This is a genomic window from Pseudoalteromonas sp. NSLLW24 (assembly GCF_015864725.1).
Lineage (GTDB): Bacteria > Pseudomonadota > Gammaproteobacteria > Enterobacterales > Alteromonadaceae > Pseudoalteromonas > Pseudoalteromonas arctica.
In genome coordinates this window covers 71,765-86,472 of sequence record NZ_JADYWQ010000013.1, presented here as the reverse complement: position 1 = coordinate 86,472, position 14,708 = coordinate 71,765, and the positions used below count along the sequence as shown (strand labels likewise).

The following is a 14,708-nucleotide window of genomic DNA, read 5'->3' as shown; positions in this document are numbered from 1 at the left end:
GATAAATGAGTGAACAATACGCCGCCTTGCGAGGTAATGTAAATTTACTAGGGCAACTACTAGGACAAACAATCAAAGATGCCCAAGGTCAAGCGATTTTAGATAAAGTGGAAGAAATTCGTGCTTTATCAAAATCATCTCGCAGTGGTAACGAAGACGACAGACAAGCGCTAATAGATGTTTTACATGCGCTTAGTGATGAAGAGCTTTTACCGGTTGCCCGTTCATTTAATCATTTTTTAAACCTTGCTAATGTAGCAGAGCAATTTCATACCGTTTCGCGTTTTAATGACGTTGGCCTTGGTCAACAAAACCCTCTCACTCAAACATTAAAAACGTTAGCTACAAAAGCAGAACAAGGCCAGTTAGACAGTAATCATTTGGCCGAAACACTCTCAAAACTCCACATAAACTTAGTATTGACCGCTCACCCAACCGAGGTTACGCGCCGTACTATTATTAACAAACACGTTGAACTAAGTGATTGCTTAGCGTCATTAGAGCGAAAAGACAACTTAGTGCAAGAGCGGGACAATATTTTAAATCGTATTGAACAGCTGATTAGCCAAGCTTGGCATACCGACGATATTCGTCGCTCTCGCCCAACGCCAGTTGATGAAGCCAAATGGGGCTATGCAGTAATAGAAAATAGCCTTTGGCATGCGGTTCCGCGCTTTTTACGTGAATTTTCAGCCAATGTTAAAGACCAGTTGAGCTTAGAGTTGCCAATAGATTACAGCCCAATTGAGTTTACATCGTGGATGGGTGGAGACCGTGATGGTAATCCATTTGTAACATCGCAGGTAACAAAAGAAGTGCTTGATCATGGTCGTTGGATGGCACTTAACTTATACATTCAAGATTTAAAAACGTTGTGCGCTGAATTATCTATGTCAGATGCCAGTGATGAGCTTGTTGAGCTTGCAGGGCAAGAGTTTGAACCATACAGAGCGGTGATCAAAAAGCTTAAAAATCAGGTTGCAGAAACAGTGGCGCACTTAGGTGCTAAAATTAAAAATAAGCGCAGCGATTCACAAGATTTAATTACTAATATTAATCAGCTTAAGCACCCAGTTGAAGTGTGCTATCGCTCGTTATTAAAGTGTAATATGAAAGTAGTTGCGGATGGCTTATTACTTGATTTACTGCACCGTATAAATAGCTTTGGTTTGCGTTTAGCTAAACTTGATGTGCGCCAAGATTCGTCTCGCCACGGCGATGTGTTTTCAGAACTGACTCGTTATTTAGGTTTAGGCGACTATAACCAATGGCAAGAGCAAGACAAACAAGCATTTTTACTTGCAGAGCTTAACTCACGCAGACCGCTTATTCCAAAGCATTGGCAACCAAGCCCTGATGTACAAGAAGTACTTGATACCTTTGATGTAATTGCCAAGCAAGACGAAGCAACATTTGGTTTGTATATTATTTCAATGGCACGAACAGCGTCAGACATTTTAGCAGTACAACTGTTGCTAAAAGAAAGCGGCTGTAGCTTTGATTTACCAGTAGCACCGTTGTTTGAAACACTCGACGATTTAAACGCAGGCAGTGATGTAATTACCACATTGCTTGATAATGTTTGGTATCGCGGGCACATTAAAAACACCCAAAACGTAATGATTGGTTACTCTGATTCAGCTAAAGATGCTGGCATGATGGCAGCAGGTTGGGCGCAGTACGAAGCAATGGATAAGCTAGTACAGCTTGCTGATGCACGTGGTATTGAGCTTGTTTTATTCCACGGACGTGGTGGTACAGTAGGACGTGGTGGTGCACCCGCTGCACAAGCGCTGCATTCACAACCGCCTGGCTCATTAAAAGGTGGCTTGCGTGTAACCGAGCAAGGCGAGATGATTCGCTTTAAATTTGGTTTACCCGATGTAGCACTGCAAAGCTTAAATATTTACGCAGGCGCAGTTCTGCAAAGTAACTTATTACCGCCACCAGAGCCAAAACCGCAGTGGCGCGAAGTAATGAAGCTAATAAGTGAGGAGTCGTGTGAGCATTACCGTAATGTAGTTCGCCATGATGAAAACTTTGTACCTTACTTTAGAATGGCAACACCTGAGCTTGAGCTGTCTAAGTTGCCGCTTGGCTCGCGTCCTGCGAAACGTAACCCTAATGGCGGTGTTGAAAGCCTGCGTGCTATTCCATGGATTTTTGCGTGGAGCCAAAACCGTTTAATGCTTCCTGCATGGCTAGGTGCGTTAACAGGCTTAAAAGCTGCGCTTAATAAGTATGGCGCAGAAACCCTAAACGAAATGAGCTTACAGTGGCCGTTCTTTAGATCGCGCCTAGAAATGCTAGAAATGGTATTTAGTAAAGCCGATTGTTGGTTGAGTGAGCATTATGATAATGCGCTGGTGGAAGATATGTACAAACCACTGGGTGTAACACTTCGTAAAGAGCTTCAAGAAGCAATTAGCTTGGTGCAATCACTTAGCCCGCAAAAAAGCCTACTAGCCGAACAACCTTGGATTAAAGAGTCGATTAGTTTACGTAACCCGTACACCGATCCACTTAACTTACTACAGGTTGAGCTTTTACGCCGTGCTCGCTCAGAGGAAAAACGCAACGAAGGTGACATTGATAATGCATTAATGATCACGATGACAGGTATTGCAGCAGGTATGCGTAATACCGGCTAACATGTTATTTTGTTAGGTATACCAATTAATTATTTTGTTGGGCATACCAGTTAAAATTAAAGGGAGCACGCGATGTGATCCCTTTTTTTGCGTTTAATAACCTAGGGCCTGTTTATCTTTCGAGGTTAAATTTGCAGCAGTGTATTTGGTATTTAGGCAAGGCAGAGCCTATGTAGTGTGGTTATTCCCCATAAATAGGCGATAACGCAGCATAAAGACCAAACACGCGCTGCCCGAAGGTTCGTCCTAGGGACGATTAACTCTTTGTTGCTCGGTTTTTACTTAGCCCACTAGGTTACAAACCTCGCGCCACGATTAAATCGTCCCTAGTTAGAACAAATTTTAATCCTGAAAGGTCAACAGGCCCTAGCAATTAGCGGCTTAACCTTTTAAACTACTTAGCCATTGAATAATTAAAAAATGTTATGGCTTCAGCAACTTTTACTGTACAGCAAGATACAGCACTTACAAATTCGCACATCACATTAAACGTAGCGCAAACAGCGTCATTACGTAGTCAATTAAAATCACAGCGTGGCATATTAAATTCTAATAATATTAAGCAGTTATGCGCACAACTAAATGTGTCTGATGATGCATTATTACAAGGTTTAGTACCTTTAGCCTCTGAGTATGCCGTTGCGCCGATATCAGATTTTCATGTAGGCGCAATTGTTAAAGCACTTGATGAAAACGATGAGGTAAACTTTTACTTTGGTGCAAATGTAGAGTTTGATCATCAAGCATTGAGTTTAGTGGTTCATGCAGAGCAATCGGCTATAAATAACGCATGGTTAAACGGCGCTAAAAAAATAGTTAAAATAGCGATTAGCGATGCACCGTGTGGGTATTGTCGTCAGTTCATGAACGAACTCGCTGATGCGAAAGAGTTTGATATTTTATTGCCAGAGCAACACTTTAAATTGGCGGAATTACTGCCGCACTCGTTTGGGCCGACTGATTTAGGTAACGCGTTTAGCTTGTTTAATCCAGAGCCTCACCAGCAAGTATTTGCAAATGCTCAACTAGATGAAAAACTAGCAAGTACTGCATTAAACGCATACGTACCCTATAGTAAAAACTTTAGTGCAGTAAAAATTAGTACATTTAAAAATGGTGATTTTTACGGAAGTTACGCAGAAAACGCAGCGTACAGCCCAAGCTTGTCGCCACTGCAAAGTGCGCTTAGCCAATTATTTATCGCAGGGCTTAGCTTTAACGAAAGTACAGTAAAATCAATTACACTTTTAGAAACCGCAGGCCATGAAAACCAAGCGGGTGTAGCACGTGCTGTACTTGCAAGTTTTAAAAATCTACCGGCAATAGAAGTAATTAGCGCTCAGCTAAAATAACCTTTCAAAAACAATAAAGCACAGGCAGAGCTGTGCTTTATTAAAATGTGCCATTCTATCGAATTAAATAACTCACTAACTGCTATAACGTGTATTAATCAAGTAATACTTTAGCCGCTTCTAATACTACCGCTACAGATTTACGCTCAATTTCACCATGGTCAACATTTGGTATTTCTTGGCGAGTACGATTAACAAGTACGCCGGCAACACATGCTGCTTGTAAACCAAGGGCTGCACACATAGTAAATAATGTTGCTGATTCCATTTCGTAGTTCATCACGCCCAGTTTTTGCCACTCTTCGCAGCTACCTTGTAGTGATTTAGGAACGTAACCAGAATGCGTATCGTAACGCTCTTGTCCTGGATAAAATGTATCGCTTGATGCAGTAATACCAATATGAAAATCGATATTTAAGTTTTTACATGCTTGTACCATAGCTTGTGTTGCATAAAAGTCAGACACAGCAGGGTAGCTAAGAGGAGCAAAATGCTGGCTTGCACCGTCTAAACGTACAGACGCTTGGCTAATTAAAATTTCACCTTCGTTGATATGTGGCTGAATCGCACCTGTTGTACCAATACGTAAAAATTTACGCACGCCAAGTTGTGCTAATTCTTCTACTGCAATCGACGTAGATGGACCACCAATACCCGTAGAACAAACAACCACCGAATGGCCGTTTAGTTGACCTAAGTAAACATGAAACTCACGAGTTTGAGCAAGGCAGGTTGGGTTGTCTAGGAATTGTGAAATGCGTGCAGCACGATCTGGATCGCCCGGTACAATCGCAAGTTTTGCACCTTTAAGATCGTCAATACATAGTCCTAAGTGAAATACCTTTTCCATAGCTAAGCCTTTTTATAATAAATTGTGTCAATCTAGCATCATTGCTAGAAACGTTTATCAAGTACAGGACGATTGTCCGTTTTATCTTAACTCCTCCAATTAAGTCTTAATAATTTTAAGAACTAATTTGATTTATTCATCAACTATGAATATTCAATCAAGTGCTTATACAAGTAGCCTTGTTGTGCTGTTGACATGTTCAAGCAGACATAATAAGTATCAACCAAGCGCGTAACTACAATTAAATAGTTTATGGTAAATATTCATTAATATTAAATTAATTCAATGGCTTAAATTTGTATTAAGCACGTAAAAGATAACGTGTTTATTTATATTAGGTACAGACTTATTTAGCAAAGTGGAATTTATTTGAAGTTTAGGCACTTTTGGTGATTTTGCATAACTAATCAAAAGTAATTAGCTACGTACAGAATAAAAATCGAAGGAGTTTATTATGAGCACACAATTTGAAGCATTTAAAAACAAAGTTGAGCACTGTTTGTGCGCACCAGGTGATGGCGTATACACAGTAAATACTGCAAAGGAGCGCAAAGCCGCACTGCGTAATAAACTTTATGGACAAACTGAAAACGTTGATAATTTGTGGCGCGAGTCTTTAAATGAATTACCAAATTCTCCACATAAAGCCGTTATGTTAGGTATTAGCTCAGACTGTGGCGGTGGTATTTTACGCGGTGCAAACTGGGGGCCACTGTTTGTGCGCTCAGCTTTAATTGATCAGCAACCGCAGTGTCACTCGTTTGATTTAGGCGATGTACGTGTAATCCCACATTTACTTCATGATAAATACCTAAATGATGCAACCATTTCTAATTGCCAAAAAGCCCTATACGGTAATGAAGATAACGACTACTACGTAAGTCCGTTATCAATCACAGAGGATGTATGCGACAGCTTTTACGCGACATTTAAAGATAAAGGGATATTTGGTATTGGTGGCGATCACTCAATTAGTTACCCACTTACCAAAGCGTACTTAAAAGCAAAACGTGAGCAAGGTAAGCGTACCGCTATTATTCACTTTGACGCGCATACCGATTTACTTGTTGAGCGCCTAGGCATAGATTTATGTTTTGGCTCTTGGTGTACACATATTTTAGAGTTTTTACCGGCACCACATCATTTAATACAATTTGGTATACGCTCAAGTGGCAAGCCTAAAGCGCACTGGGAAAGTACCTTTGGCGTTAAGCAACATTGGGCACATGAAATCATTGAGCGCGGCGCAGCAGCGGTTGCTGCCGACGCTATTGCACAATTAAAAGCTGATAACGTTGATGAAGTATACGTAAGCTTTGATATTGATGCGCTTGATGCAGAGTTTGCATCTGCCACAGGTACGCCAGAACATAATGGTTTAACACCACAGCATGCGCTTGATATTTTATCAGCCATTGCGGATGAGTTCCCGATTACGGGTGCGGATATGATGGAAATAGCGCCATTTACCGACAGCTCTTTAGTTGGCCAATCAAGCTCTGAAACGACACTTAGAGAAGGCGCTAAAATTTCAGCCTTTTTAATTAGTGCGATGAACAAGTAAACTGTAGGAGCTATAAATACTAGCACTATCAGCGTATAAGTGTGCATTACATGACTAAAAACTAGCAGTTCATAAAGCCTCAGCTATATTTATTAAATACTTATAATGAGTTAGTTGAGGCCTTGCTAAATGAAATTATTGATCTTTTTATTGTTCATTAGCTGTATTAAAGTTGATGCAACTGAAATCACAATAGTAACGGAAGTATTTCCGGACTTTCAGTATCTCAATGAAGATAATAAACTCGTTGGCCGTTCTGTCGATAAAGTTCATAAAGCGCTAGAAGGCACTGGTATAAAATACACTATGTTGGCGCATAGTTGGGCCATATCTTACAATGCAGCGCTACGCGATAAAAACACCTGTATATTTTCAATTGTTCGATTACCTAATAGAGAAAGTAAGTTTAACTGGGTAGGTGAACTGGAAAGCTTTGATTCTGCTATTTATGGTCTAAAGTCCAGAGGTATAAAGTTAAATACTCTCAATGATGCTAAAAAATATAAAATAGCAGTACTGCGTGATAACTTTAGTCATCACTATTTGCTTGAGAGGGGCTTTAGTGAGAACAAGCATTTATTACTCATCGATAGCCTAGATAAAATAGATAAACTTATAAGCACTCGTCACGATATTCTTGATTTTGTTGTTCTTAGCAAAAAGCAATTTAGCTATCGAATAAAAACTGAGCCAAGGCTTGAGCTACTCGAGCCATTACTAAATCTAAATACAGCTCAATCTCCATTATTTTTTGCTTGTAATATAAATATGGATCCGGCCTTAGTTGTTCAATTAAAAGTCGCCTTTAAAGGCAATTAAACAGTTTAAAAAAACAGTTTAATCAATGTAACCTCATGAAATTAAATTACTTTAATATATTTTATAAATATAAATTGCCGCATTTTAAAAACCGATTATAATCCAGCTGCTTTTTGTTTAAAAAAGCACTAACTTTTTGGAGCGTTAAATGGGTGATTTAATCGGGATTAGCTTATTGATCTTGATCAGTGCGTTGTTTGCTATGTCAGAAATAGCAATTGCAGCGTCGCGTAAAATAAAACTGCGAGTAATGGCAGATGAAGGGAATATAAAGGCAGCAGCGGTACTAAAGCTACAAGAAAATCCAGGGGCTTTTTTTGCCATGATCCAAATAGCACTCAACGCGATAGCGATATTGGGTGGTATTGTGGGCGAGCAGGCCTTATCGCCTTATGTTGAAAGTGTGTTGGTATTGTTTTATCAAGGTGCACATTTAGAAAAAATTAGCTTTTTATTCTCGTTTTTTACTATTACATCCTTGTTTATATTGTTCGCCGATTTAATGCCAAAGCGTTTAGCGATGATCATGCCTGAAGCGGTCGCTGTTAGAGTGGTTACAATAATGCGCTGGGTTACCTTTGCATTAACCCCGCTGGTGATGTTTTTTAATGGTGTCACTAACTTTGTGCTGCGCTTATTTAAAGTACCCGCTGAGCGAGAAGACAATGTGACAACAGAGGACATTGTTGCCATGATGGAAGCAGGTGCTGCATACGGTAGTTTGCAAAAGCAAGAATATGAACTCATTGGCAATGTGTTTGACCTAGAAGCGCGATTTTTATCAAGCGTAATGACGCCACGCGACCAAATTGTATATTTTGATTTAAACGAATCTAGTCATGATATTGCGACTAAAATTATTGACCACCCTCATAACCACTTTTTAGTGGTGTCAGGAAATTTAGATAAGTTGCATGGCTCTGTTGAATCTAAAGATATTTTACGACAAGTACTAAAGGGCGAAGCTGCCAATATAAACGATGATCTCATTGATAAAGATGTTTTTTACTTACCCGAAACATTAAGCTTATCAGAAGCTTTAAATGCGTTTAAAAGCGCAGCAAAACCATTTGCTGTTGTCGTAAACGAATATGCGCTTTCGGTGGGTATTGTAACGGTAAAAGATTTAATGAAAGGGTTTATGGGTGATTTAATTACTCATCAAGGCGACGAATTAATCATAGAACGCGATAAAAATTCATGGCTTGTAGATGGCTTAACCCCAATTACCGATTTAGCAAAAGTACTTGATATAGAAGAATTTCCCGATCAGATGCACTATGAAACGGTCGCTGGCTTTTTAATTTACAATATGAAGCGAATACCTAAACGCGCGGAGCATTTAACTTTTTCAGGCTTTAAGTTTGAAGTTGTTGATGTAGAAGGAATTAGGGTAGAGCAGTTGTTAGTTTCAAGGGTTATTAACCCGCAGAGTGCTAATACCCTTTAAAATAAGGTGTGCGCTTTAGTTTCTATATAATTAGCCAAGCTGTATTTGCTTGGCTTTTTTGTGTCTGTTAAAAACCTCGTTTCTAAAATGAGATATTATTTCAATATGTTAAGTTGTTTTATTTTCATACAGCCTTGATTCTATTTTCATCTAATTAACATTAAATGCAACCTAAGACGTATATTGTACTGAGGAGTGTAAGTTTGTGTAAATTTCTTCTAATTAAGATTCATTATCAGCGCGTTTTAATTTAGAATGATCGTTCACTCTAAACTAAAAGGTATTTAACATGCAGCGTTCCCGCATCGCTTTATTTGTATTGTCAGCCCTCGTCGGTTCTGTTGCTTTAACTGGTTGCGATCAGGCTGCTGAGCAGTCACAAGCTTCAGCTCCTAAAGCTGTACCAGTGGGTGTACTTACATTAAAAAGCCAAGCGCTTACTCTCAAAAAAGAACTTCCTGGTCGTATCAGTGCATTTCAAATTGCTGAAATTCGCCCACAAGTAAGTGGTATTGTGCAATCTCGTTTATTTGTTGAAGGTAAAGGGGTTAAACAAGGCCAGGCTCTGTATCAAATAGACCCTGCGACATTTGAAGCAGACTTAGCAGCAAGTGAAGCAAGTGTTGCACGTGCTCAGGCGAGTATTTCAAGTAGTAAAGCTAAAGCATCTCGTTTTAGCGAGCTTTTAAAAATAAAAGCGGTAAGTCAGCAAGACTTTGATGAAGCAGATGCTGCATACAAGCAAGCAAAAGCAGAATTATTAACGGCTAAAGCGCAGTTAAAATCGGCGCAAATTAACCTTGATTACAGCCATGTGTCGTCACCAATTAGTGGTCAAATTAGTAAATCAAGCGTAACTGTAGGTGCACTAGTTAGTGCTAACCAAAGTACTGCACTGGCTACAGTGACTCAGTTAGATCCAATTTATATCGATTTAACACAATCAAGTAATGAGCTTACCAAACTTAAAAAAGCAATATCATCAGGTGCTCTAAGTGTTGATTCGACTAGCCAAACTGATGTTGAACTTATTATGGAAGATGGCTCTGTTTATCCTCATAAAGGCACATTGCAGTTTTCTGAAGTGACAGTTGATCCAAGTACTGGCTCAGTAATACTACGTGCTAAATTTTCAAACCCAGAAAAATTATTACTGCCAGGCATGTATGCCCGAGCTTCTATTGTGGAAGGTGTTAAGGCGGGTGCTATTTTAGCTCCGCAACGTGGTGTTAGCCGTAATTCAAAAGGCGAACCAACAGCAATGGTTGTCAGCAAAGATAACACAGTAGAAAGCCGCGTATTAAAAGTAGATAGAACTATTGGTTCTGATTGGCTTGTTACTGATGGCTTAATGGATGGCGATAAATTAATAGTTGAAGGTTTACAAAAAATCCGCCCTGGAGCACCAGTGAATCCATCTGAAATTCAATCGTCTACTAAAGCCGATCAAGCGCAATAACGGAGAGTTTTAATGTCACGATTTTTTATCGATAGACCGATATTTGCTTGGGTACTCGCTATTGTAGTGATGCTTGCAGGTATTTTGGCGATTAGGAGTTTACCTATTTCGCAGTATCCTTCAATTGCACCACCTGCAGTGAGTATTACTGCAACGTACCCTGGTGCATCTGCACGCACACTTGAAGATACGGTAACGCAAGTTATTGAGCAAAAAATGAAAGGACTTGATGGCCTGCTTTATATGTCATCTACGTCTGAGTCGAGTGGTTCTGCTACGCTTACACTTTCGTTTAGCGCTGAAACTGACCCTGATATTGCACAAGTTCAAGTGCAAAATAAACTAGCGACAGCGACTCCACTATTACCAGAAGCCGTTCAAAGGCAAGGTGTTGTAGTTGCAAAGTCAGCGCGTAACTTTTTAATGGTTTATGCTTTTGTGTCTAAAGATGGCAGCATGACCAATATTGATATTGGCGATTATGTTTCATCAAACGTGCAAGATATTGTCTCGCGTGTTGAAGGCGTAGGTGAAGTGCAGCTGTTTGGTTCTCAGTACGCGATGCGTATTTGGTTAGACCCTTCAAAGTTACAAAATTATAAGCTGACACCTGCTGATATTAGTGCATCAATTAGTGCGCAAAATGCACAAGTATCTGCTGGTCAACTTGGCGGTATGCCTGCCGTTGATGGTCAGCAACTTAATGCAACAGTAACAGCGCAAAGTCGATTACAAACGCCAGAGCAATTTGAACAAATATTAGTTAAAACCAATCCAGATGGCTCTTTTGTACGTCTAGAGGACGTTGCTAGAGTAGAGCTTGGCGGTGAAAGCTACCGCGTTGTTGCTCGTTACGATGGGCAACCTGCATCAGGGTTAGGTATTAAATTAGCCAGTGGTGCTAACGCACTTGATACTGCCGCTGGAGTTAAAAAAGCGATTGAAGAGCTAAAACCGTTTTTCCCTGAAGGGTTAGATGCTGTTATACCTTACGACACAACGCCGTTTGTATCGTTATCTATCGAAAAAGTTATTCACACCTTAATTGAAGCTGTTGTACTTGTTTTTGTAGTTATGTATTTGTTCCTACAAAACTTTAGGGCAACACTTATACCAACAATAGCAGTGCCAGTGGTTTTACTAGGTACGTTTGGTATTTTGTACACTTTTGGTTATTCAATAAATACGCTAACGATGTTTGCGATGGTACTTGCCATAGGCTTATTGGTAGATGACGCAATCGTTGTGGTAGAAAACGTTGAGCGCTTAATGACCGAGGAAAAACTCTCGGCACTTGAAGCTACGCGTAAATCTATGGATGAAATTAAAGGCGCGCTGGTAGGTATTGCCATGGTGCTTTCTGCGGTATTTATCCCAATGGCATTCTTTAGTGGCTCTACCGGTATTATTTATCGTCAGTTTTCTATAACACTGGTATCGGCGATGGGGTTATCTGTTTTAGTTGCTCTTATTTTAACGCCTGCATTGTGTGCAACGCTTTTAAAACCAAGCCATGTACATAACAATGAGACGTTATTTGGCCGATTTTTTACAGGCTTTAACCGTGGTTTTGATAAAACAAATTCAGGTGCACAAAGCTTTGTAGGCCGTATGCTTACGCACTCTAAACGCTACTTACTTATTTATGGTGTGATTGTGGGCGGTATGGTTTATGTATTCTCAAGCTTGCCAACGGCATTTTTACCTGACGAAGACCAAGGTATTTTGTTTAACCAAGTTTCACTGCCAGCAGGCTCTACAACACAGCAAACGCTTGAGGTTGTTAAAAAGGTAGAAAATCACTTTTTAAACGATCAATCTGAAGCTGTGAATGGTATTTTTACCGTTACTGGTTTTAGTTTTGCAGGCTCTGGCCAAAACTCAGCAATTGCCTTTGTTAACCTTAAACATTGGGATGAGCGTCAACGTGACGAGTTATCTGTTCAAGGTGTTGCAGGTAAAGCGATGGGCTACTTTTCAACGATAAAAGAAGCATTTGTTTTTGCCTTTCCGCCACCTGCAATTGTTGAACTGGGAACTGCTAATGGCTTCAATATTTTCTTACAAGACCGTGTAGGCCTTGGCCATGACGCACTTTTGGCGGCACGAAATCAGTTATTAGGTTTAGCAAGCCAAAGTCCAATTTTAGCGGGCGTGCGTCCAAATGGACAAGAAGACATGCCAGAGCTGCAACTTGATACAGATTTGGCAAAAGCCGAAGCGCTTGGCGTGTCGCAAAACGATATCAACAGTACACTTTCGACAGCATGGGGTAGTAGTTATGTGAATGACTTTATTGACCGTGGTCGAGTTAAAAAAGTGTATATGCAAGGTGACGCACAATCTCGCATGGTGCCTGAGGATCTAAATAAGTGGTATGTGCGCAATAATAATGGCGATATGGTGCCGTTTTCAGCGTTTGCTAGTGCCTACTGGACGTATGGTTCGCCACGTTTAGAGCGTTACAATGGTTTTTCAGCAATGGAAATTCAAGGTAGTGCAGCGCCGGGTTACAGTACAGGCCAAGCAATGGATGAAATGGAGCGTTTAGTTAAACAGCTGCCTAATGGTATTTCGTCTGAGTGGACCGGTATTTCATTCCAAGAGCGCTCAAGTAGTGGTCAAGCACCTTTACTATATGGCTTATCGCTGTTGTTTGTATTTTTATGTTTAGCTGCACTTTATGAAAGTTGGTCGGTACCGTTTGCGGTAATGATGATTGTCCCACTGGGTATATTTGGTGCAATTATGGCAGCGCTAGGCGGTGGCTTATCTAACGATATTTACTTGCAGGTAGGCTTGTTGACCACCATTGGTTTGGCATCTAAAAATGCGATACTGATTGTAGAGTTTGCGATTCATAAAATGGATGATGGGCTTGGCTTAGTTGATGCGGCTATTGCAGCTGTACGCTTACGTTTACGTCCAATACTCATGACTTCGATGGCCTTTATTTGTGGTGTTTTACCACTTGCAATAGCCTCAAGTGCGGGTTCTGGTGCGCAAAATGCGTTAGGTATTTCGATTATTGGCGGCACACTCGCATCATCAATATTAGTTGTTGTATTTGTACCGTTGTTCTTTGTGTTAGTTCGCCGTGTATTCCCTGGTAAAACTAACGAGACAACAAAGGAGAGCGCAGAATGAGCATTAAAACATTCAGCCTAAGTGCAATTGCTTTATTGGTGCTAAGTGGTTGTCAATTAGCGCCAGAGCAAAAAGACCTTGCTCTACCAGTATCTGATGCTTATGCATCAGGTACTGAGCAAAGCGCTGCGCAGCAATTAAATTGGCAGCAGTTTTTTAATGATGAAAAACTACAAACGTTAATTAGTCAAAGCCTTGAGCACAATAAAGACATGCAAATTGCAGTGCTTAATGTGCAGCGTGTTCGTGGTTTGTATCAAATTGAAGACTCTGCTTTGTATCCGTCTCTTGATTTAAATGCTTCTGGTACGCGCCAGCGTTTACCGGCTGATTTGTCAGGTACTGGCGATGCAGCTATTAGCTCACAATACAGTGCAACAGTGGGCATTACGTCTTACGAGTTAGATATTTGGGGCAAAGTACGCAATCAATCAGCGCAAGCACTCCAAAATTTATACTCTACAGAGCTTAGCCAATACAGTACGCAGGTGTCTTTAATTTCAGAGTTGGCAAATGCGTGGCTTAGTTACGCGACGGACTTACAACTGCTAGAGCTTGCAAAAGAAACGCTCACCTCTCAGCAAGAATCATTATCGCTTACGCAAAAAAGCTTTGATTTAGGTGCGACTTCTTCAATTACCCTTGAGCAGCTTAGAAGTACAGTTGCTACAGCAAAAGTAGACATAGCAACGTACAAACGTTTGTTAAAGCGTGATAAAAGTGCCTTAGATTTATTAGTGGGTAAATCTGTTTCAGCTGATTTACTGCCTGGTAAAGACCTGACTAACTTGATCAGCATGCCAGAAGTGCCGGTCGGTTTACCGTCTGACCTGTTATCGCAGCGCCCTGATATTAAAGCCGCTGAGCATTTAATGCTTGCTGCAAATGCCAATATTGGTATTGCACGTGCGGCGTTTTATCCAAGTATTAGCTTAACAGCCAATGCCGGGTCTGCTTCAAGTGATTTAAGTGGCTTGTTTGATTCAGGCTCAGGTACATGGAGTTTTGTGCCGTCAATTAGCTTACCTATTTTTAATATGGGACGTAACCAAGCAAATCTTGATGTAGCAAAAGCTGATCAAGAAATTGCAGTGGCTACTTATCAGCAAAAAATTCAAAATGCGTTTCGCGAAGTTGCCGATGCACTTGCTGATAGAGAAGGTTACCAAGAGCAATTAAGTGCCCTTGATATGCTTATAAGTAGCCGACAAATCACGTTTGATTTATCAAAAATGCGTTACGAAAAAGGCGCAGATAGCTACTTGCAAGTACTTGATGCTCAGCGTACATGGTACGGCGCACAGCAACAGTTAATTTCGGGTCAGCAAGCGTATCTTGCAAGCCAAATTAACTTGTACAAAGCGCTTGGTGGCGGATGGAACGTAACCAGTGAAACAGCTCAGGTAGAGAAATAAT

The 14,708-nt window shown here is 40.5% G+C and carries 9 protein-coding genes; 8 read left to right on the top strand and 1 reads right to left on the bottom strand.

The window, feature by feature from the left end:
* Positions 1–5 precede the first annotated feature (5 nt).
* Positions 6–2,651 carry a phosphoenolpyruvate carboxylase gene (gene ppc, locus I6E72_RS13970; protein WP_007582382.1) on the top strand — a complete coding sequence of 882 codons (2,646 nt, stop codon included), beginning with the start codon at positions 6–8 and terminating at the stop codon, positions 2,649–2,651.
* 425 nt (positions 2,652–3,076) lie between these two features.
* Positions 3,077–4,003: a cytidine deaminase gene (gene cdd / locus I6E72_RS13965; RefSeq protein WP_197112724.1), complete on the top strand. Its 927-nt coding sequence runs from the start codon at positions 3,077–3,079 to the stop codon at positions 4,001–4,003.
* Between the two features lie 94 nt (positions 4,004–4,097).
* Here cdd and udp read toward each other — a convergent pair whose 3' ends face one another.
* Entirely contained in the window at positions 4,098–4,853 is a 756-nt protein-coding gene (gene udp, locus I6E72_RS13960) for a uridine phosphorylase (RefSeq protein WP_007582384.1), read from the bottom strand.
* A gap of 454 nt (positions 4,854–5,307) precedes the next feature.
* On the opposite strand from udp, the gene I6E72_RS13955 reads away from it, so the two are divergent.
* The 6 genes from I6E72_RS13955 to I6E72_RS13930 all read left to right on the top strand — a co-directional run bounded on the left by I6E72_RS13955 (position 5,308) and on the right by I6E72_RS13930 (position 14,707).
* Positions 5,308–6,417: an arginase family protein gene (locus tag I6E72_RS13955; RefSeq protein WP_007582386.1), complete on the top strand. Its 1,110-nt coding sequence runs from the start codon at positions 5,308–5,310 to the stop codon at positions 6,415–6,417.
* Between the two features lie 129 nt (positions 6,418–6,546).
* The gene (locus tag I6E72_RS13950) at positions 6,547–7,236 is read left to right on the top strand and encodes a transporter substrate-binding domain-containing protein (RefSeq protein ID WP_024591832.1); all 690 of its coding nucleotides are present in this window, start codon (positions 6,547–6,549) and stop codon (positions 7,234–7,236) included.
* A gap of 148 nt (positions 7,237–7,384) precedes the next feature.
* A complete protein-coding gene (locus I6E72_RS13945; protein WP_024607789.1) occupies positions 7,385–8,686 on the top strand; it encodes a hemolysin family protein in 1,302 nt (433 codons plus the stop codon).
* A 289-nt stretch (positions 8,687–8,975) separates the two neighbouring features.
* Complete coding sequence (locus tag I6E72_RS13940; RefSeq protein WP_197112722.1) at positions 8,976–10,145, top strand: efflux RND transporter periplasmic adaptor subunit; 1,170 nt, start codon at positions 8,976–8,978, stop codon at positions 10,143–10,145.
* 12 nt (positions 10,146–10,157) lie between these two features.
* A complete protein-coding gene (locus I6E72_RS13935) occupies positions 10,158–13,292 on the top strand; it encodes an efflux RND transporter permease subunit (protein ID WP_165724942.1) in 3,135 nt (1,044 codons plus the stop codon).
* Entirely contained in the window at positions 13,289–14,707 is a 1,419-nt protein-coding gene (locus I6E72_RS13930) for an efflux transporter outer membrane subunit (RefSeq protein WP_197112720.1), read from the top strand. The genes I6E72_RS13935 and I6E72_RS13930 overlap by 4 nt, the downstream gene beginning before the upstream one ends.
* The last annotated feature ends 1 nt before the right edge of the window (position 14,708 follow it).

Excerpts from the sequence above, each read along its gene's own strand:
- I6E72_RS13935 (WP_165724942.1), top strand. The coding sequence starts at position 10,158 with ATGTCACGATTTTTTATCGATAGACCGATATTTGCTTGGGTACTCGCT.
- I6E72_RS13940 (WP_197112722.1), top strand. The coding sequence starts at position 8,976 with ATGCAGCGTTCCCGCATCGCTTTATTTGTATTGTCAGCCCTCGTCGGT.
- I6E72_RS13945 (WP_024607789.1), top strand. The coding sequence starts at position 7,385 with ATGGGTGATTTAATCGGGATTAGCTTATTGATCTTGATCAGTGCGTTG.
- udp (WP_007582384.1), bottom strand. The coding sequence starts at position 4,853 with ATGGAAAAGGTATTTCACTTAGGACTATGTATTGACGATCTTAAAGGT.
- ppc (WP_007582382.1), top strand. The coding sequence starts at position 6 with ATGAGTGAACAATACGCCGCCTTGCGAGGTAATGTAAATTTACTAGGG.
- I6E72_RS13950 (WP_024591832.1), top strand. The coding sequence starts at position 6,547 with ATGAAATTATTGATCTTTTTATTGTTCATTAGCTGTATTAAAGTTGAT.
- I6E72_RS13930 (WP_197112720.1), top strand. The coding sequence starts at position 13,289 with ATGAGCATTAAAACATTCAGCCTAAGTGCAATTGCTTTATTGGTGCTA.
- I6E72_RS13955 (WP_007582386.1), top strand. The coding sequence starts at position 5,308 with ATGAGCACACAATTTGAAGCATTTAAAAACAAAGTTGAGCACTGTTTG.
- cdd (WP_197112724.1), top strand. The coding sequence starts at position 3,077 with ATGGCTTCAGCAACTTTTACTGTACAGCAAGATACAGCACTTACAAAT.